Here is an 18,772-nt window from a genome sequence, read left to right as displayed (position 1 = left end):
GATTCATATTAAGCTTTACGAGGGCGTTGTATCGTCTGACGAGACGTGTATCAAGATGGGAGATATTAAATTGAAGAGCATGCTCTTCAATTTAACCCAAAACTTGGGATTTGTGTAGATACCTATGCCTTGTAGGAGAGGCTTAGGGTGAGGTGAATGCAATACGATATTGATGTTATGCCGCAAATAATGGACTAAAACCTTTTTTACGCAATAATTTGCGGTACATGCTGGAACTGCGGTCCGCCGGGAAATGCGCTTCGATGCTTAAATCCAAAGGCAAATATTCAGGCTTTTGTGATTCAGAGACTAATCGGTCTTCCTCAAATATTTTCAGGTTAAAGTCGTAAGCATCTTCGACAGGTAAGTCCTTGTCATAATTACGGCAAATGGGAGCAAATAGACGGGTGGAGCGGGCAGTCATCGGTGAAGCCACATTCATAATCACTTGCTTGCTGTCGTTTGGAAAATGTATGGTGAGTGTTGCAGTAAAAGGCAGATGAATTTCAAAATGCCGCAGCCATTGAAAGCCATCTTGTCCACGTTGTTCTAAACCAATCGGGTAGCGCCCAACACTGCTCCAATAATCCGCATTAAACCCTGTTTCAGTCTCAAATGTTTTATAGTCAGGTACTTCTACATTTTCAGGGTCACCAAAGGTATCGGGATGTACCCATGCAAAATGCGCAACATCAATAAAGCCTTCAAGCTGCCGGCCAGCAAAACACTGAAAATCGACCGTTGGGCACACCAATTGCTGAAACTCGGCTTCATCCCAATTCGGCATGACGGGAATGTTTGGCGCAGCATCTTTAGGTGCAGTGAGCGAACACCATATCAGTCCATAACGCTCAACAGCGGCATAAGTACGCAAGTTGAAACGAGGTGAAATTTTGTGCTCAGGATGTGCAGGGATGCGATTGCAATGACCATGTTCACCAAAGCGTAAACCATGATAGCGGCAGACCACGCCTAGACCATCATTTTTACCTAAACTTAGGGGTACGCCGCGGTGTGGGCAGGCATCTTTAGCGACAATCAGTTCTTCTCCCATTTTATAGATGACGAGCGGCATATCTAAAAGCATGGTGCCATAAGGTTGTTCTGTAATGTCTCGAGCGAGTGCAATGGGATACCAATATTCTGCAAGTAAGTGCCAGTCATGTTTTTCAAAAGTCATATGCACAGGCAAGTCCGGATTAAATGTCGCAATGGCTTTACTGGTCATTTTAGGCTCTGTTTTTATGTAAACTTGCATATTGAGCGAACTAAAAATGTAATGAAATTTCAATTATTGGAATATGAGTGAATAAAAAATCGAACATGCAAATCTGCATCATTCTATAAAAGAGGGGGAAATTTAAAAAAGAAAATAAGACAAAAGATGACAAGGACATGAATTCTTACGAATAACAAAGTAGAAATAAATAAGACCAATACTTTGAAAAATTTCATTACATATTGAAAAATAAAGAATTATATTTAAATCAATGTGCAATCATCAATTATCATAAAAGCGTCATAAAGATGTAACCTAACTGTCATACTCTAAAATCAAAATGCAGATATCGAAAAAGTACAAGACTTTAAAAACAAAAGTGGCGTACTCCAATAAATGCATCAATTAAGAGAGATGAGAATGCGCTTAAATCATATCGCACTTGCTATGGTACTCACTACTGGGGCAACAGTCGCTACAACTGCAAATGCAGCTCGTGACACGATCCAAATTGCTGGTTCTTCAACTGTACTGCCTTATGCAAGTATTGTTGCAGAAGAGTTTGGTAATACATTCCCACAATTTAAAGCACCTGTCGTAGGTTCAGGCGGTACTTCAGGTGGTTTGAAACAATTCTGTAATGGTGTAGGCGACAACACAATTGACGTTGCAAACGCATCTCGTAAAATTAAAGATACTGAATTGGCTGCATGTAAAAAAGCCGGCGTTAACCAAATCTTAGAAATTAAAGTTGGATATGACGGTATCGTATTTGCGTCAAATGCGAAAAAAGCGGCATTCAAACTTCGCCCACAGCACGTATTTGCTGCACTCGCTGCTGAACTACCATCAAAAGGTAAATTGGTTCCAAACCCATACACACGTTGGAATCAAATCGACCCAACATTACCAAACGAAGCAATCACTTTAGTTATTCCTGCATCAAACCACGGTACACGTGAAGTGTTCCAAGAAAAAATGGTCGATGCTGGCTGTGAAACTTATGAAGCTTTCGCAAAATTAGATAAAGATGCTCAGAAAAAAGCATGTTCAACTTTCCGTAAAGATGGTCGTGTGATTGAAATTGCAGGCGACTATACAGAAACATTGGCACGCTTAAAAACCTCACCAAACGCGGTCGGTGTATTCGGTCTAGGCTTCTATGACCAAAACCGTGACAAGCTACGTGTAGCAACAGTCAATAACGTTGCACCTTCTGAGAAGACGATTTTAAATGGTTCATACCCAGTATCTCGTCCATTGTTCTTCTATGTAAAGGGTGAGCACTTAAAATCAATTAAAGGCTTAAAAGAGTTCACAGAATTCTTCCTTAGCAAAAAAGTATCAGGTAAAGGTTCTAAGCTAGAAAAAGCAGGCTTAATTTCAATGTCTGATAAAGAGCGCGCTGCAGTGCTTGCAAACTTTAAAGCGGGTAAAGCAGTTAAATAATTGGATTGAAACAGCCAATGGCAGGATTGACCTGCCATTGGCTTTTTGCAAAGAAACAGTTTTTTCAAGAAGGGCTTTTGAAAAAACAGTGGAGATTACATGAATCTGCTACTTATTGGTGTGTTGCTCGCAATTATTGCAATCGCTTATCAAGTTGGACTGACCAAAAGTCGCAAACTTGCAGGTAAAGGCAATAACTCAGCAATGTTGCATTCACGACCGGGCTACTATGGTGTTTTGGTCGCTTTATGGTGTGGGATTCCCGCTTTTTTAATCTTGATTGTTTGGAACTTGGTTGAACCGAGTATTTTTCAACATGTTATTTTAAATAATGTCCCTGAAAATATTCGTTTAAGTTTAGATCCTGCAAGCACGAGCGTAATGGTTGACCGCGTTCAAGCGATTGCTTCTGGTTTTGGGGTGAGTGATACGCCAGCTGCATATGAACTTGCAGCAGCAGAACAATTAAAGAAAATTGAAAACATTGGCTCATATGCAAAATTGGCCATTGTGATTTGTGCGGCATTGATTGGTTTAGTCATGGCTAAACGCCGCATCGCAGAAAAATATCGTGCACGTAACCAAGTCGAAAAAGTCATTAATATCGCATTGGCACTGTGTTCGGGTGTCGCAATCCTGACAACAGTTGGCATTGTGATGTCGATGTTCAGTGAAGCCATGCGTTTCTTTAGTTTTGTCAGTCCACTAGATTTCTTCTTAGGCACTGAATGGAACCCCGGTTTTAGTACATCAGGGAATGCCGAAGGTAGTTATGGTTTGCTGCCACTCCTTTGGGGCACACTCATGGTCAGTGGTATTGCGCTATTGATTGCTGTTCCTGTTGGTTTGATGATTGCCATTTACTTAGCTGAATATGCCAAGCCAAGTTTTCGCGCCTGGGCAAAACCGGCTATTGAAGTTCTCGCAGGTATTCCAACCATCGTTTATGGTGTATTTGCCTTAATGATTATTGGACCCTTTGCAAAACAGCTCGGTGCATATATCGGACTCGATATTAATGCAACCAGTGCTTTAACAGCAGGCTTTGTGATGGGGATTATGATTATCCCATTCGTTTCATCATTATCTGACGACATCATTACCCAAGTGCCTCGCGCGCTTCGTGACGGTTCACTCGGTTTGGGTGCGACAAAATCAGAAACCATTCGCCAAGTAGTGATTCCAGCTGCATTGCCGGGCATCATCGGTGCATTCTTATTGGCTGCATCTCGTGCGATTGGTGAAACCATGATTGTGGTGCTTGCAGCAGGGAACAGTCCTTTACTGCATATCAACCCACTCGAAGCGGTGTCTACCGTCACCATTACCATCGTAAACCAATTAACAGGTGATACAGACTTTGCGAGTCCTCAAGCATTGGTCGCTTTTGCACTCGGTTTAACACTGTTTGTGATTACTTTAGGTCTGAATATTGTTGCACTGTACATTGTGCGTAAATACCGTGAGCAATACGAATGAGTACGACGAATACATCAAATATGGATCAAACTTTTGATCCGCACGCAGCCGCAGAGCTTCGTGAAAAACGTAAGAAAATCATTGAAAACTCATTGGCGAAAAGACACCGTAAAGAAAATACCTTCCGTGTCTTGGGCTTTAGTGCAGTAGTGACTGGCTTATTGTTCGTCGTGCTATTGTTTGGCAGTATTTTAGCCAAAGGCTTACCAGCATTCTGGCAAAGCTCGATGACGGTGCCTGTGTTTTTTGATCCAAGTATCGTCAATGTAGGAGCGAAACCGGTTCAAAAAGAAGGTGAATCTCCTGCACAGTTCCAAGAGCGTTTTATTGCTTGGCAAACTGAAATGGGCATGGTGGATTGGGATGCGCTGATTGTGAATGGGATCATTGCAAAAGATCCAGCGATTGCCTCTCAACGTGATGATCTCAACAGTTTATATACCAGTTCAGAAGCATATCGCTTACGTGACATGGTTATGGCAGATCCATCATTGATTGGCCAAAAGCAAGATTTGAAAATCCTTGCAGATGCCAATGTCGATGTCTGGTTAGCGGGTAATATTGACCGCAGCTTGCCTGATGAACAGCAACAATTGAGCCCAGAAGTACGCCAACTCGCAGATAAACTCAAGGCTGACGGTGTTATCACCAACTCATTTAATACTGAAATATTTAAAAATCCAGACTCTCGTAGCTCACCTGCAACTTCAGGTTTAGCAGGGGCGTTTATGGGTTCACTCTTCATGATGCTGATCGTGATCATTATTTCGATTCCAATCGGTGTAGCATCCGCAATTTACTTAGAAGAATTTGCACCTAAAAACTGGATTACGGATGTTGTCGAAGTCAACATTAACAACCTAGCAGCGGTTCCTTCGATTGTCTTTGGTTTACTTGGTGCTGCGATCTTTATTGGTTGGATGCACATGCCGCTTTCGGCACCTGTGGTTGGTGGTTTGGTCTTAAGTTTGATGACACTACCAACGGTCATTATTACCACACGTGCATCACTAAAAGCTGTCCCGCCATCGATTCGTCAAGCCGCTTTAGGTTTGGGTGCATCACGTTTACAAACTGTATTTCACCATGTCTTGCCACTGGCATTACCGGGTATTTTAACCGGTGCCATTATTGGTGTTGCACAAGCCCTAGGTGAAACTGCTCCATTATTATTGATTGGTATGAGTGCCTTTGTGGCAAGTGTACCAGCCACTCCTTTAGATCAATCCACTGCATTACCTGTACAAATTTTCCTTTGGCAAGGTAACGAACTACGTAACTTCTTTGAAGGGCGTACCGCAGCAGCAATCATTGTACTTCTTGCTCTCATGATCGGCTTAAACAGTTTAGCGATCTGGTTACGTAAGAAATTTGAAGTACGCTGGTAATTGAGGGCATTATATGAATAGCGTCGTTACAACTGAAAAGAATTCCTTAGATCAGGATAAGTCCGTGAATCCAGAACAAACACAATTTACCTCTGCACAGGGCAGTCAAAAGCAAACCAATACTGCGTTTGTGTCACAATTCGATACGCAATCTAGCGCGAAAAAAGATGCGAAATCGACCAATGTGAAAATCAGTACCAATGATGTGCATGTGTACTATGGTGAATCTGAAGCGATCAAAGGCATTGATCTGAACATTTATGAAAATGAAGTGATTGCCTTTATTGGACCGTCTGGTTGTGGTAAGTCAACTTTCCTACGTACGCTCAACCGTATGAATGACACGATTGATTCTTGTCGTGTGACAGGGCAAGTGCTCATGGATAATCAAGATATCTATGATCCAAATCTCGATGTGGTGTTACTTCGTGCCCAAGTGGGTATGGTTTTCCAAAAGCCAAATCCATTCCCTAAGTCAATTTTTGACAATGTGGCTTATGGTCCTAAACTGCATGGATTGGCGCGTGACAAATACGACATGGAAGAAATTGTTGAAAATAGTCTGCGTAAAGCAGGGCTTTGGGATGAAGTGAAAGATCGTTTGAACCAACCGGGTACGGGGCTTTCAGGTGGTCAGCAGCAACGTCTTTGTATTGCGCGAACCATTGCAGTTAGTCCTGAAGTGATTTTAATGGATGAACCTTGTTCAGCACTCGATCCGATTGCAACAGCAAAAGTAGAAGAACTCATCACTGAACTTTCAGCGCAATATACCATTGCGATTGTGACACACTCGATGCAACAAGCAGCGCGTGTTTCTGACCGTACCGCATATTTCCATTTGGGTGATTTAATTGAAGTGAATTCCACTGAAAAAGTCTTTACCCAACCGGATCATCAGCTTACAGAAGCCTATATTACCGGTCGTTTTGGTTAATCTGGTCTGTTTAAAAATAGAGCCGAAAGGCTCTTTTTTTATGAAGTCAATAATTAGGTCAAAAAGTCTTGATAAAAATAAAATGCTCAATTTGGCTCAATGAGAATTATTTTCAAAAAATTGATTGAATTTTTGTGATGCAACCCACATGTTATACAACATAAATATGAATTAAATGAGTTTCAATTTTATGCTATTTCATAATCCTAAGTTGCCTGCGGAAATTCGTGTAAGTCACTTAAATGCACGTATTAATGAACAACGAAAAAAAATTGCGCAAACGACTGCATCTAAACTTGAGCTGCTGCAACTAAGCCAACAATTATCAAAAGAAGCGCGCGCACGTAAAAAGAATAACCAAAAAATTTATGTAATCGATTTTAATGGTGATACTGCTGCATCTGCGGTGACAAGTCTACGTGAAGAAATTACCCTAATCTTAGCGACAGCAAAAGCTGGGCGCGACCGCGTAGTTTTACGTTTAGAAAGTCCAGGCGGGATGGTGCATGGCTATGGTCTAGCTGCTGCACAATTGGTACGTTTACGCGATGCTGGATTTAACTTAACTATTTGCGTGGATAAGGTTGCTGCAAGCGGTGGCTATATGATGGCTTGCATTGCAAATGAAATCGTTTCAGCACCATTTGCTGTGGTGGGTTCGATTGGTGTGGTTGCACAAGTGCCGAACTTTAACCGTTTATTGAAAGAAAAACATATCGATTTTGAACTGTATACCGCGGGTCAGTTCAAACGTACCGTAACTATGTTTGGTGAAAATACTGCTGAAGGTAAAGCCAAATTTGAAGAAGAGTTACAGCAAACCCATAACTTGTTTAAACACTTTGTTGAAAAATACCGTCCTCAGCTTAATGTCGATAAAGTTGCAACAGGTGAGCATTGGTATGGTCAAGATGCCATTGATCTTAATCTAGTCGATAAATTGCAAACGTCAGATGAATATCTGTTAAGTTTCATGCCACAACATGATGTATATATGATTGAAACCCGCAAAAAACCAACACTTGGTGAGAAGTTGGGCTTACAAGCAGCGCAAATTGCGGACTCATTGGTTCCTGCAGTCATGTCTAAAGTGATGGAGTCATTGAGCAAAGCCAATTCGAGTCTCGTGCAGTTGCGTGATCCTAAACTCTAAAATCGTTTTTGTTATGATGTCTTTAAAGCTCACTTCGGTGAGCTTTTTTTTATGCTAAATGACGCTACTTTGAAAATTGCAGCAAGCGCGGCTAATACACAGTAATCCTTTATAAATACTTAGATAATTTTGATTATCTAAACTTGGCTGAATCTAAAATATTAAAATGGATAGAACCATAGAAACCGCTGTTATCAGCGTAGAATTTAAGATGAAAAATTAAATAAAAATAATTCTGATGAATTAACATCCAGAATGGTTTGTCTGTTCAGCACCAATTTGATAAGGTACTTAACTAATTATTTATTAGATGTTTATTACATAATAACACTGAGGGCGAAATGACAAAAATTGTCGTGATATCAAAGCATGATCAAACGATTTTAAAAGAAACTCAGGCCACAAAAATACAAATATCTCAACCGTCCGTTATTCAGTTAGAACTCAAGCCAGCCGATATTCAGTCGATCCATCGAGTCGGAAATCAATGTGTGATTACCCTGAAAAATGGTCAAAAAATCGTGATTGATCATTTTTATACAGATGACTTTGGCTCTGATAATTCTTTGGTTTTACATAGTGGGCCAGAGCAATTTAAGCTGGTTGAAATTGATGTCGATGGCAAAACGGCGAGCTATCGCTCTGTGAATGAATTTGCACAGCCTTTATCTGCATCGACACAGTTAAATCAGGCGACAACACCTGCTCAAGCTACGGAAGTTGCAAGTGAAGATGATGGTTCACCATCTCTACTTAAGGCGGGATTGGCGATCTTGGGTGCAGAAGCGGTATATCTGCTAGCATTTGACAAAGAAGATGATAAATCTTCTAGCAATGACAAAACAGCGCCAAGTACGCCAACTGGAAGTTTTGATAGTGACGGAAAAGTCGTGTCCGGTAAGGCGGAAGCGGGTGCAACGGTTTATATCGTAGATGCGAAAGGCAATACGATTGGTCAATCTAAAGCAGATGCTGATGGCAACTATAAAATTACTTTAGATGACGCGATTACAGACGGAAATCGTGTGATTGTGTACGCTAAAGACAAGGCGGGAAATAGTTCTCAATCGACAATATTGACGGGTAGTAAAGATACAATTTCGCCGGACGCTGCAAATGCACAAGTGGATGAAAGCGGTAAGTTTGTCTCAGGTTTTGCCGAAGCGGGTGCAAAAGTCTATGTTTATGCTGCAGATGGCACAACGCTTTTAGGTGGGCCTGTGACTGCGGCAAGTGATGGCAATTTCTCCATTGCATTAAGTAATACTTTAGAAGCGGGTGAGACGGCTAAAGTCATTGTAGAAGATAAAGCTGGCAATAAATCTGAAGCGCAGTCGGTTGAAATGGGCAAAGATACGCTTCGACCTGATCAACCTAAAATTGAAGTGAATAAAGCCGGAACTGAACTGGTTGGTACTGCCGAAGCCAATAGCACCATTCAAATCTTAGATGCAAATTTACAAGTCATCGCCACTACTACGGTAGATGCCAATGGTCAATTTAAACTGATATTGTCTCCAGCGCTGTCGGATAGTAATAAGACAACCATTATTGTGGTCGATGCGGCAGGCAATCAATCGATACCTTTAAATGTCACTGCTGGTACGGATAATACGGCACCCGTTGCACCAACAGCAACAATCAATACAGATGGTACAGAAGTGTCAGGAAGCGCTGAAATTGGTGTCAAAATTACCATTAAAAACAGTGCGGGAAATACGCTTGGTACTGCAACTGTAGGCGACGATGGTCGCTATACGGTGAAATTAAGCAGCGCAATTACGGATAATAATGTTGTCCAAGTGACTGCGACAGATGCGGCTGGCAATAGCTCAAAGAGCACGCAAGTCATTGGGACAAAGGACACTATTGCGCCATCCGCGCCGACATTGACGACGGTGTATGATGATCGCGAGACTACAAAGCTCACCATTAAGCAGGGGGAGAGCACGCAAGATTCCACCCCAAGTTTTGAAGGTAAAGGTGAGGCCAATGCCACGATTACCATTTATAAAAATGGCGTCGCAGTGGCAACTGTCAAAGCAGATACCAGTGGAAAATGGTTGTATACACCAGAGTCTGATTTAGCTGCAGGCAAGTACAGTTATAGTTTTACCCAAACGGATGCGGCTGGAAATACCAGTGCCAAAAGCTCAGCATTTGATTTTACCGTTGAAGCGATGACAGTTGCCAAAGCGAATTTATTCTTGATCTCAGAAGAACAGGCTTCGGATGAATTACAAGATCAAGCATCAATGTTAACAGATGATAATAGTGTGTTTGATGTACTTGCGCAGCACAGTATGTCGAGCTTTGGCTTAAATGAAACAAGCTCTTTTATTTCTGATGATCAAATCGATTTGAACGGCTTATTGAGCAATCCTGAACCCAACAATGCTCTTGATGTAATATCAGATGATTCATCTTATTTAAATGCGTCTATCAATCCAGTATCGGATATCGCAGCAGTTTCAAATACAGAGCTTCAAACAGCATGGGGCACATTAGATCCGTTAGATCAATCCTTATATGTGCTACCACTCTATTAATAATTAATACATCCATTCATGAATATAGAGATAAAAAAGCACTCTGATGAGTGCTTTTTTATTTAAGATTTTTTCTGATTGAAATATAAAATACCACCAGTGATCATCGCACCAAGTGTTGCGAGCAGCATATCTTTATGCGCATCCCAAATATCACCTTGTTGCCCATTATAATTTTCAGCTTCTTCTGGTGATAAGCCAATGGCAATCAGCCATTCGATCCATTCATAAAATAAACTGGTCGCCATGACGAATTGTACGACCAATAAAAAGAGTGTTCCGGCTTTTAATTGTGGTAGCCAGATTTGAAATATGCGATAAAAGAACGGATAGAGCAGCAATCCATAGGCAAGGTGTACAAGCCGATCATACATATTCCGAGACCATCCCATGCTTTGGTCAAGGTTGAAACCGAAGAGAGCTTGTGTCCATTCAGAATAGGGTACATAAGAATATAAATAATGGGCACCGATGACATGAATCAGTAAAAAGCCAAGATACAGGCAAACAGTTGCGAAACTTAGCCCTATTTTATAGAGGAAAACGAGCAGCACGATCAGCATAAACGCTGTGCCAATTTGATGGAGTATATACGCTTCCATTTCTAAAGGTTGGATACTGGCGATCGCAATGGCAAGAGTTAATAACGCAAAAGCTAAGATGTGCTTAAGTTTTAATTTGAAATCAATCATGAAAAGGCAAAGCTCAAATTTTTTATCGGTGTGCAATGTTTATAATTCGCGGCAAGTATAGCCATAATGCGATGAAAGGTGTTAGTTCGCCGGCGTTAGAATTTGTGCATTATTTTTTCAAATGTCATCAGCTAGCTACTAGGGATAAGTATTTTCAAAAAGATTGTATTAAACTCAGATGTATATCGAAGTTTATATATTTGGAAATGACTATGACCGTTGTTGAGGCATTTATTGCGACTCAAAATTGTTATTTTAACTATGAGTTTGAAGAACTTTATTTAACAGATGATTTTCCAGAAGAGCTCTCAGTGTCTTTGCGCGGCATGATGTTTCGCCATGAAATTCAGTATCCTGATGCCACATATTATGTTTATTACTCAGATATTTTAACGGGTTGTGAATTACAACGAATGAAAGATGATTGGGCGAAATATTGCCCTGCAGAATAAATTACTTCTAAATTTCCTCTATCCTTATAGGAGATGAGAATCCTCAGAATATATTCTGAGTTCGCAAGGGATAGATGGATAGCCACATCTCCTTGCGGAGCAAGTTCCTCATCCCAAAGAGATAAAGTATATAGGTGGAAATAAAAAACGAGGCATGAAGCCTCGTTTTTTTGATCTATCTAAAATTAGATTTTAGAAATCAGATCTTAGAAATTAAATCAGCAACTTGTTTTGCTTGAGTTGATGCATTACCTGTATAAGTTGCAGGTGTCATTTCTGCAAGACGTGCACGGTCAGCAGCAGGAACAGCTTCAAGCTCATTACCATTGACGAAATCAACCATCATGTCGCGAGTCATTGCTTGACCACGAGTAAGGGCTTTAAGTTTTTCGTAAGGTTTTTCAACTGCATAACGACGCATAACAGTTTGAATCGGTTCTGCAAGCACTTCTTGTGCATGGTCAAGGTCTTCAAGAATACGTTGAGCATTCAATTCAAGTTTACCAATACCTTTAGAGCAAGCTTCAAAAGCGATCAAGCTTTGTGCAAAACCAACGCCCATGTTACGTAGAACAGTAGAGTCAGTTAAGTCACGCTGCCAGCGAGATACAGGAAGTTTTTCGCCTAAATGCGCAAGTACTGCATTTGCAATACCCAAGTTACCTTCAGAGTTTTCGAAGTCAATTGGGTTTACTTTATGCGGCATAGTTGACGAACCAACTTCACCTTCTTTTAAACGTTGTTTGAAGAAACCAAGTGAGATGTAGCCCCAAACGTCACGGTTAAAGTCGATCAAAATGGTGTTGAAACGACGTAGCGCATCAAAAAGTTCCGCCATGTAGTCATGTGGTTCGATTTGAGTGGTGTACGGGTTAAATTCTAAACCTAATGATTCAACAAATGCTTGTGAATGCGCAGGCCAGTTAATTTCAGGGTAAGCAGAGTAGTGCGCGTTGTAGTTACCTACTGCACCATTGATTTTACCAAGTAATTCAACTTGTTTGAATTGTTTGATTTGACGTGCAAGGCGATAAGCCACGTTCGCCATTTCTTTACCCAAAGTTGTTGGGCTTGCAGTTTGACCATGTGTACGAGACAACATTGGTTGTTCAGCGTGTTGTTCAGCCAAAGCAACGATTGAATCGATGATTTGCTGCATTGCTGCAACTAAAACTTCACGGCCATTTTTAAGCATTAAAGCATGAGACAAGTTGTTGATGTCTTCAGATGTACATGCAAAGTGAATGAATTCTCCAGCATTTTTAAGCTCATCGATATGTGCGATTTGCTCTTTTAAGAAGTACTCAACTGCTTTTACGTCATGGTTTGTTGTACGTTCAATTTCTTTAATGCGGTTTGCATTGTCTTCAGAGAAGTTCGCAACAATTGCATCAAGCGCAGCGTTAGTTTCAGCACTGAACGCTGGAACTTCAGTGATTTCAGGACGGTTTGCAAGCGCTTGTAACCAACGCACTTCAACAGTCACACGAGCATGGATTAAACCAAACTCAGAGAGGAAGGGACGTAGAGCATCACATTTGCTTGCGTAACGTCCATCTAATGGAGAAAGTGCGGTTAAAGCGTTCATAGCGATTCCTTAAATTTTGGAATTAAACGTAAAACAAAAAGCCCGTACTGCATCAGTTAAACCACCTGATACTGTAAACGGGCAAGATCTTGAATATCTTGTAGTAGCTTGCGCTTACTGAAAATCATACCCCATGAGCTACCACCGAGCTGACGCCATAAATGTGCCATTTGTAAGCCAGTAAATAAGGTGGCGCGAATGCGATTGGTATGAGAGGTATCTTTAAATGCTTCGGCATTGCCACGAACCATAATACGTGGATTAATTTGGCCAGCAGTTTCAATATAGGTTTGCGCTAAATTGGCAATGATACTTGGATGTAAATAATTATTATCGAAAAAGGAAAGCTGTCTCAGAATTTTTTGTTGGGATTGTTCAATGATTTCTACAAATTTAGGATTGCTATAGACTTTCTTTTCTAACTGCAATAATGCCATCGCATACGTCATGGGTAGCTTGGTATTGGCAAGTTTAGGCAGTCTAGATTTGGGAGAAGTATTGAAGGGCTGAGTAATGCTACTTTCTAAGGTTTTTAATCCCAGCGAAATATCCGCCAAGCCACTAAAAAAATCAAGCGTCTGACTAGACTGATTCGACTTAGGACGGATATTTAAACTGGCTTTAATGAGATGTTCAAAATAAAAGTTACCGCTTTCCCCGATACTCTGTTGCCCAGTCAATGCAGTCATGTGGGTCAGCTGTGTCGCTTGAAAAACAGCAGCTAACGCCAATGCACGATTTTGGCGAGTATTCAGAGTCTGAGGCTGTTGAAACGGTAACTCTGTCATCCGAAACAATCCTTATTCAATAAAATCCGGTTTAGGCGCATTGGTATGATGAATCACACCACCCCCTAAACAAACTTCACCGGTGTAGAACACCACACTTTGACCCGGTGTAACAGCACGTTGTGGCTCATCGAATTCGACACGCACACCATTTGGCGCTGTAGGGTCTTTAAATATTGTACAGTCTTGGTCAGGCTGACGATAACGAGTTTTCGCTGTGCAGCGGAAGCCTGATTCAGGAATCTCTTGTTCACCAGCCACCCAATCAATCGCTTCAGACCATAAAATGGTGCTTTGCATGAGTGGATGTTCATGACCTTGACCAACGACTAGGCGATTACCTTCGATATCTTTATGCAGTACAAACCAAGCGCCTTCTTCAGCACCTTTTAGACCACCAAGACCGATGCCACCACGTTGGCCGAGCGTATAGTACATTAAGCCGTGATGTTCACCAACCTCTTTACCCGTGTCTAGGACGATTTTTCCGGGTTGAGCAGGTAAATATTGCTTTAAGAAGTCATTAAATCGACGTTCGCCAATAAAGCAAATTCCTGTTGAATCTTTTTTCTTCGCGGTGATTAGACCTAATTCTTCAGCGATTTTACGCACTTGTGGTTTTTCAATTTCACCCACAGGGAACAAAGTTTTGTTAATTTCACGACCATGCACTGCATGTAGGAAATAGGTTTGGTCTTTGTTGTTGTCTAGACCACGCAGTAGAGGGGCATACTCTTCACCACGTGAATTTTTTAGCGTTTCACCACGGCGGCAATAGTGGCCTGTCGCAATAAAGTCAGCACCTAAGTTCACAGCATGGTCGAGAAATGCACGGAATTTAATTTCTTTATTGCAGAGAATATCTGGGTTTGGTGTACGACCTGCGGCATATTCTTCTAAGAAATGCTCAAAGACACGGTCCCAATATTCCATCGCAAAATTTGCGGTATGAAGTTTGATACCAATTTTGTCACAAACGGCTTGAGCATCGGCAAGATCTTCCATTGCCGTACAGTATTCCGTGCCGTCATCTTCTTCCCAGTTTTTCATGAAAAGACCTTCAACTTGATAACCTTGTTGAAGTAAAAGTGCTGCAGATACAGAAGAATCTACACCACCAGACATACCGACGATGACACGTTGTTGCATAGGATTAAGCATCCAAATTTGAAATTAAGGGAGAATTTTGGTGCTCGTAAATGAGCGATAAAGGAAATTTTTGACCTGAAAGAGCATCTTGCACTGCTTTAATCACTAATGGACTGCGCGCACGGGCAGACTCAATGAGTTCATCAAGCGTCATCCATACTGCACCGACAATACCTGTGTCTAATTGTGCATCGGCATGGTGCTGAATGTCTTTAGCTAAAAAACAGAAACGGAAATAAGTACGATCAGGGAACATCGGGGGAGTATAAGTATACATGCCTAGAAGGTTCGTGATTTCTACATCGTGACCTGTTTCTTCCATGGTTTCTCGAATGGCTGCTTCAATAATGGTTTCGCCAGCTTCAACATGACCTGCAGGTTGATTAAATACAGTATGGGTCACACCTTCTGTATGTTCTTCAACAAATAGGAATTTTCCGTCTTTTTCAACGACTGTCGCAACAGTGACGTGAGCAGTCCAAGCGGTCATAGAAAAGCACCATGGGGTAAAAACGCTATTCTACAAAATTTAGGGAGCGGTGGCTACGATGGGAGGTGAATTCTTTGGAGGAAGATGATTTTTGAGTTTGGGTAAAAATTTTTGTAGAACAATGATTGAATAATGAGTGCAGGGCAAGATAAATTATTAAAAAAAGTAAAACTCTGCTTAGCTGGTTTTTTGTATGAGATAAAATGATGAATTGTAAGAAATAAAAATAGTATTTCGTATACAGAATAGCACTTTTATTAGTTGTTCAAATTTCCTGATCCATTTCTAACTATCACACAATACCTCTTGCATAACATTTATATGTTGATCTTCTATCCATGAGTTTTTTCGTCCAGTATAATTTTTTATTTCAAACTGATAATGATTAAGTATCGTTATTTCATAAAACTTTAACCGCCAATTTTCAATGGGATATCTATCAATACTTAAAGGGACACATTCTTTTGTATTAACAAGTTGTTGAAATGAGCACACTATTGATTTAGAAGATATTTCAGTGCAATTATTCCAAAATCCTATCTCGCTCTTTGGATAAATACTATGTAAATGAATCCAATTTAACTTTTCATCTTCTGTCAAAGCATCTCTATTCCTATATAGCGTTTTTTCAGTAGAATGAGAATATTCGAAACTTGCTATACAAATCCCATTTTTTAAAAAGCACTTAGAATTATCACTAATAATTCCAATAATTCCAATAATTCCAATAATTCCAATAATTCCAATAATTCCAATAATTCCAATAATTCCAATAATTCCAATAATTCCAATAATTCCAATAATTCCAATAATTCCAATAATTCCAATAATTTTACTTTTTTTCATTTTGGTACTGGCTTAAATAATGGGCAACTAAGTTCATTAAAAAGTGAAATGAATAACCGTTTTGGATATAAATAGTTCCAAGATGAACATGAAATCTTGGCATTAAGAGTTTCATATTTTCTGGATGAAAAACCAAAACTATAAAATACAGTTTAAGCTACCTATAAAGTTAGCTTTATCTTTATTGAACATAAAACATCTTATGCAAAATCTATTTTATTTATAATTCCCCGACACCTTCACATAATTCTGCGCTGAATACGGTAAAAATGCTTTTTCTTTATCGGTTAGTGGGCGGACTTTTTTAACAGGACTGCCCACATATAAATAACCACTTTCCAAAACCTTATTTGGTGGAACAAGTGAACCAGCACCAATCATCACATCATCTTCAACAATTACATCATCTAATATAATTGTACCTATACCGACTAAAACACGATTACCAATGGTACAACCGTGTAATTTCACGTGATGACCAATCGTCACATCTTCACCAATAATCAGTGGAGAACCTTCAGGTTTATCGGCTTTTTTATGACTCACATGCAACATTGAGTGATCTTGCACATTAGAGTTTTTACCAATACGAATATGGTTTACATCACCACGAATCACCGCAAATGGCCAAACCGAAACATTTTCAGCCAATACAACATCGCCAATCACGACTGACATTTCATCAATATAACAAGAGTCATCAATGTGTGGAGCTGTGTCTAAATAAGGGCGGATGTTTTGGCTCATAGGAAAGTCATCTACAGGTTTTTAGGCATTATAAAATAAAAAAGCACCTAGACCGAAATCTAGATGCTTTCACTTTAGTCTTAATATCGAGTTTTCATCAAATTTAGAATAAGTTGCTAAAGAATTGTTTGATGTGATCAATCATTTTTGCAAAGAAACCAGCTTCTTCAACATTTTGTAGAGCGACAAGCGGTTTTTCAGCAATGACTTTGCCATTAAGTGTTGCAACGTATTTACCGACCACTTGACCTTGTTTTAAAGGAGCAGTTAATTTTGGTTGAACAACCAATTGAGTTTTAATGGCGTTCGCTTCGCCTTTAGGCATCGTCACGTTAAAGTTTTCAGCTAGACCTACTTGAACTTCATTGTCTTTACCGTACCAAACTTTTGCTTTTGCAAGCACTTGTTTAGCAGGTTGAACTTTTACAGTTTCAAAGTTTGCATAACCCCAAGCTAAAATTTCACGTGTTTGAGATGCACGCTCGTTCATGCTTGGCGCACCAAAGATCACTGAAATTAAACGTAAAGGACCACGTTTAGCTGAAGTCGTTAAGCAGTAGCCCGCTTCTTCAGTATGGCCAGTTTTTAAACCATCTACACTTGGGTCAGTATAAAGCAGGGCATTACGGTTGCCTTGCTTAATGCCATTGAACGTAAATTCTTTTTCAGAGTAGATCGGATAGTATTTTGAACTGTCATGAATGATATGTTGCGCTAGAGTCGCCATATCTTTGGCAGTCGAGAAATGACCTTCAGCTGGCATACCTGTCGCATTGATGAATTGAGTATTCACCATGCCAATACGTTTCGCTTCTTGGTTCATCATGTGGGCAAAGGTGCCTTCATTGCCAGCAATATGTTCTGCCATAGCTTTAGAAGCATCGTTACCCGACTGAATGATAATGCCACGTAACATTTCTAATGCAGTTGCAGTACCGTTGAGCGGAACGTACATACATGACTCAGTGCTGCTGCCGCGACACCAAGCCGACTCATTCATACGTACTTTTTCATTTTCAGTTAGTTCACCGCTTAATAACTTTTGCTCAATGATGTAACTGGTCATCATTTTTGTCATTGAAGCAGGAGCTAATTTTTCGTTTTCATTTTTAGAAGCAAGGATTTGCCCTGTCTCATAGTCCATCAGCACATAAGATTTATTATTTAATTCAGGTGGTGCAGAAAGGACAGTTGCCGCGAATGAAAAACTAGGTGCAAGTAGTAATGCGGCAAGGGCGGTTTTTCGGGTCATTCTGGGTGGTTCCAATAACTTAGGTATAAGCACAAAGAGCCTAGCATTTTAGGACAAAGCTAGGCGGACTGCTATGGGGTGCAAGCGCTTATTTTAAAAGTATTGTAACCAATTGGTATTATTTGCTGTAAGCAGTCAATTCTTTGCAAATCGCACCATTTTTCTTATCGCCAGCTTTCTTCGCATCAGACTGCGCTTCTTTTAAAGCATCTTTAAAACTTTTTTGTTTGCTGAGTTGCTGTAAAGCATTTACTGGGTTCTTTTCATTCGGCATATATTCTTTAGCTAATTTTGCATAACCCGCTTCAAACTTTGGTTGATCTTTGTCATTCACCAGTTTTGGGCAGACTTCAGATAGTACATAGATAGCTGCAAGTTCTTGACTGGTCACTTGAGGTGTAGGGGTAACTTCAATTTTTTCATCTGCGGCATGTGCAGACATGGTAGTGAAAGCAAAAGTAGAAAGGCTAAGGGCACAAAGAGATTTTACAAAGGAGTTTTTCATTTAAATAACCTGTTAAATAACCTAAAAGATATCAAATAGCTAAAATTTATTTGCCTAGCTTAATCGTATTTCTGGTAGAGATCAGTAGA

Annotated in this window: 17 protein-coding genes; 7 read left to right on the top strand and 10 right to left on the bottom strand. The window is 40.3% G+C overall.

Annotated elements, in window-relative coordinates; translation table 11 throughout:
- Nucleotides 1-175: 175 nt before the first annotated feature.
- Nucleotides 176-1,228: a Rieske 2Fe-2S domain-containing protein gene (locus tag FTU17_RS05780; RefSeq protein WP_180134880.1), complete on the bottom strand. Its 1,053-nt coding sequence runs from the start codon at nucleotides 1,226-1,228 to the stop codon at nucleotides 176-178.
- Nucleotides 1,229-1,639: 411 nt separating this feature from the next.
- Between FTU17_RS05780 and FTU17_RS05775 the strand changes: the two genes are divergently transcribed.
- The 6 genes from FTU17_RS05775 to FTU17_RS05750 all read left to right on the top strand — a co-directional run bounded on the left by FTU17_RS05775 (nucleotide 1,640) and on the right by FTU17_RS05750 (nucleotide 10,174).
- The gene (locus tag FTU17_RS05775; RefSeq protein ID WP_078190190.1) at nucleotides 1,640-2,668 is read left to right on the top strand and encodes a substrate-binding domain-containing protein; all 1,029 of its coding nucleotides are present in this window, start codon (nucleotides 1,640-1,642) and stop codon (nucleotides 2,666-2,668) included.
- A gap of 99 nt (nucleotides 2,669-2,767) precedes the next feature.
- On the top strand, nucleotides 2,768-4,147 hold the full coding sequence (gene pstC, locus FTU17_RS05770; RefSeq protein WP_180134879.1) for a phosphate ABC transporter permease subunit PstC: 1,380 nt from the start codon (nucleotides 2,768-2,770) through the stop codon (nucleotides 4,145-4,147).
- The gene (gene pstA, locus FTU17_RS05765) at nucleotides 4,144-5,535 is read left to right on the top strand and encodes a phosphate ABC transporter permease PstA (RefSeq protein WP_180134878.1); all 1,392 of its coding nucleotides are present in this window, start codon (nucleotides 4,144-4,146) and stop codon (nucleotides 5,533-5,535) included. Before pstC ends, pstA begins: the two co-directional genes overlap by 4 nt.
- Before the next feature lie 13 nt (nucleotides 5,536-5,548).
- The gene (pstB, locus tag FTU17_RS05760; RefSeq protein ID WP_168379202.1) at nucleotides 5,549-6,472 is read left to right on the top strand and encodes a phosphate ABC transporter ATP-binding protein PstB; all 924 of its coding nucleotides are present in this window, start codon (nucleotides 5,549-5,551) and stop codon (nucleotides 6,470-6,472) included.
- Between the two features lie 190 nt (nucleotides 6,473-6,662).
- On the top strand, nucleotides 6,663-7,625 hold the full coding sequence (gene sohB, locus FTU17_RS05755) for a protease SohB (RefSeq protein WP_180134877.1): 963 nt from the start codon (nucleotides 6,663-6,665) through the stop codon (nucleotides 7,623-7,625).
- A gap of 341 nt (nucleotides 7,626-7,966) precedes the next feature.
- Nucleotides 7,967-10,174 carry an Ig-like domain-containing protein gene (locus FTU17_RS05750; RefSeq protein ID WP_180134876.1) on the top strand — a complete coding sequence of 736 codons (2,208 nt, stop codon included), beginning with the start codon at nucleotides 7,967-7,969 and terminating at the stop codon, nucleotides 10,172-10,174.
- A gap of 62 nt (nucleotides 10,175-10,236) precedes the next feature.
- Here the strand turns inward: FTU17_RS05750 and FTU17_RS05745 are convergent, their stop codons facing one another.
- Nucleotides 10,237-10,866 (bottom strand): DUF2238 domain-containing protein, encoded by a 630-nt coding sequence (locus FTU17_RS05745; protein WP_180134875.1) that lies wholly within the window; start codon nucleotides 10,864-10,866, stop codon nucleotides 10,237-10,239.
- A 212-nt stretch (nucleotides 10,867-11,078) separates the two neighbouring features.
- Here FTU17_RS05745 and FTU17_RS05740 point away from each other — a divergent pair, with 212 nt between their 5' ends.
- The gene (locus tag FTU17_RS05740; RefSeq protein ID WP_180134874.1) at nucleotides 11,079-11,318 is read left to right on the top strand and encodes a hypothetical protein; all 240 of its coding nucleotides are present in this window, start codon (nucleotides 11,079-11,081) and stop codon (nucleotides 11,316-11,318) included.
- A 199-nt stretch (nucleotides 11,319-11,517) separates the two neighbouring features.
- On the opposite strand, the gene purB is transcribed toward FTU17_RS05740, so the two are convergent.
- The 8 genes from purB to FTU17_RS05700 form a co-directional block, all read right to left on the bottom strand.
- Nucleotides 11,518-12,906, bottom strand: coding sequence for an adenylosuccinate lyase (purB, locus tag FTU17_RS05735; RefSeq protein ID WP_174558865.1), 1,389 nt, complete (start codon nucleotides 12,904-12,906; stop codon nucleotides 11,518-11,520).
- A gap of 56 nt (nucleotides 12,907-12,962) precedes the next feature.
- On the bottom strand, nucleotides 12,963-13,694 hold the full coding sequence (gene hflD, locus FTU17_RS05730; protein WP_078190181.1) for a high frequency lysogenization protein HflD: 732 nt from the start codon (nucleotides 13,692-13,694) through the stop codon (nucleotides 12,963-12,965).
- A gap of 12 nt (nucleotides 13,695-13,706) precedes the next feature.
- Nucleotides 13,707-14,843: a tRNA 2-thiouridine(34) synthase MnmA gene (mnmA, locus tag FTU17_RS05725; protein WP_168379207.1), complete on the bottom strand. Its 1,137-nt coding sequence runs from the start codon at nucleotides 14,841-14,843 to the stop codon at nucleotides 13,707-13,709.
- Nucleotides 14,844-14,847: 4 nt separating this feature from the next.
- Nucleotides 14,848-15,333: an NUDIX hydrolase gene (locus FTU17_RS05720; RefSeq protein ID WP_078190179.1), complete on the bottom strand. Its 486-nt coding sequence runs from the start codon at nucleotides 15,331-15,333 to the stop codon at nucleotides 14,848-14,850.
- A 285-nt stretch (nucleotides 15,334-15,618) separates the two neighbouring features.
- Nucleotides 15,619-16,179: a hypothetical protein gene (locus FTU17_RS05715; RefSeq protein WP_180134873.1), complete on the bottom strand. Its 561-nt coding sequence runs from the start codon at nucleotides 16,177-16,179 to the stop codon at nucleotides 15,619-15,621.
- 216 nt (nucleotides 16,180-16,395) lie between these two features.
- On the bottom strand, nucleotides 16,396-16,926 hold the full coding sequence (locus FTU17_RS05710) for a gamma carbonic anhydrase family protein (protein ID WP_180134872.1): 531 nt from the start codon (nucleotides 16,924-16,926) through the stop codon (nucleotides 16,396-16,398).
- Nucleotides 16,927-17,029: 103 nt separating this feature from the next.
- Nucleotides 17,030-18,178 carry a D-alanyl-D-alanine carboxypeptidase PBP5/6 gene (gene dacC / locus FTU17_RS05705; protein WP_078191838.1) on the bottom strand — a complete coding sequence of 383 codons (1,149 nt, stop codon included), beginning with the start codon at nucleotides 18,176-18,178 and terminating at the stop codon, nucleotides 17,030-17,032.
- 118 nt (nucleotides 18,179-18,296) lie between these two features.
- On the bottom strand, nucleotides 18,297-18,683 hold the full coding sequence (locus FTU17_RS05700; RefSeq protein WP_180107519.1) for an MCR_0457 family protein: 387 nt from the start codon (nucleotides 18,681-18,683) through the stop codon (nucleotides 18,297-18,299).
- Nucleotides 18,684-18,772 lie beyond the last annotated feature (89 nt).

The sequence above is a fragment of the Acinetobacter sp. YH12070 genome, from assembly GCF_013419625.1.
Lineage (GTDB): Bacteria > Pseudomonadota > Gammaproteobacteria > Pseudomonadales > Moraxellaceae > Acinetobacter > Acinetobacter amyesii.
Note: the sequence above shows the minus strand (reverse complement) of the source record. Positions and strands in the feature narration are given on the sequence as shown.

Coding starts and splice junctions, on each gene's coding strand:
- pstA (WP_180134878.1), top strand. CDS start 4,144: ATGAGTACGACGAATACATCAAATATGGATCAAACTTTTGATCCGCAC.
- FTU17_RS05780 (WP_180134880.1), bottom strand. CDS start 1,228: ATGACCAGTAAAGCCATTGCGACATTTAATCCGGACTTGCCTGTGCAT.
- FTU17_RS05700 (WP_180107519.1), bottom strand. CDS start 18,683: ATGAAAAACTCCTTTGTAAAATCTCTTTGTGCCCTTAGCCTTTCTACT.
- FTU17_RS05740 (WP_180134874.1), top strand. CDS start 11,079: ATGACCGTTGTTGAGGCATTTATTGCGACTCAAAATTGTTATTTTAAC.
- FTU17_RS05710 (WP_180134872.1), bottom strand. CDS start 16,926: ATGAGCCAAAACATCCGCCCTTATTTAGACACAGCTCCACACATTGAT.
- FTU17_RS05720 (WP_078190179.1), bottom strand. CDS start 15,333: ATGACCGCTTGGACTGCTCACGTCACTGTTGCGACAGTCGTTGAAAAA.
- FTU17_RS05745 (WP_180134875.1), bottom strand. CDS start 10,866: ATGATTGATTTCAAATTAAAACTTAAGCACATCTTAGCTTTTGCGTTA.
- FTU17_RS05750 (WP_180134876.1), top strand. CDS start 7,967: ATGACAAAAATTGTCGTGATATCAAAGCATGATCAAACGATTTTAAAA.
- pstC (WP_180134879.1), top strand. CDS start 2,768: ATGAATCTGCTACTTATTGGTGTGTTGCTCGCAATTATTGCAATCGCT.
- dacC (WP_078191838.1), bottom strand. CDS start 18,178: ATGACCCGAAAAACCGCCCTTGCCGCATTACTACTTGCACCTAGTTTT.
- pstB (WP_168379202.1), top strand. CDS start 5,549: ATGAATAGCGTCGTTACAACTGAAAAGAATTCCTTAGATCAGGATAAG.
- FTU17_RS05775 (WP_078190190.1), top strand. CDS start 1,640: ATGCGCTTAAATCATATCGCACTTGCTATGGTACTCACTACTGGGGCA.
- sohB (WP_180134877.1), top strand. CDS start 6,663: ATGCTATTTCATAATCCTAAGTTGCCTGCGGAAATTCGTGTAAGTCAC.
- hflD (WP_078190181.1), bottom strand. CDS start 13,694: ATGACAGAGTTACCGTTTCAACAGCCTCAGACTCTGAATACTCGCCAA.
- mnmA (WP_168379207.1), bottom strand. CDS start 14,843: ATGCAACAACGTGTCATCGTCGGTATGTCTGGTGGTGTAGATTCTTCT.
- FTU17_RS05715 (WP_180134873.1), bottom strand. CDS start 16,179: ATGAAAAAAAGTAAAATTATTGGAATTATTGGAATTATTGGAATTATT.
- purB (WP_174558865.1), bottom strand. CDS start 12,906: ATGAACGCTTTAACCGCACTTTCTCCATTAGATGGACGTTACGCAAGC.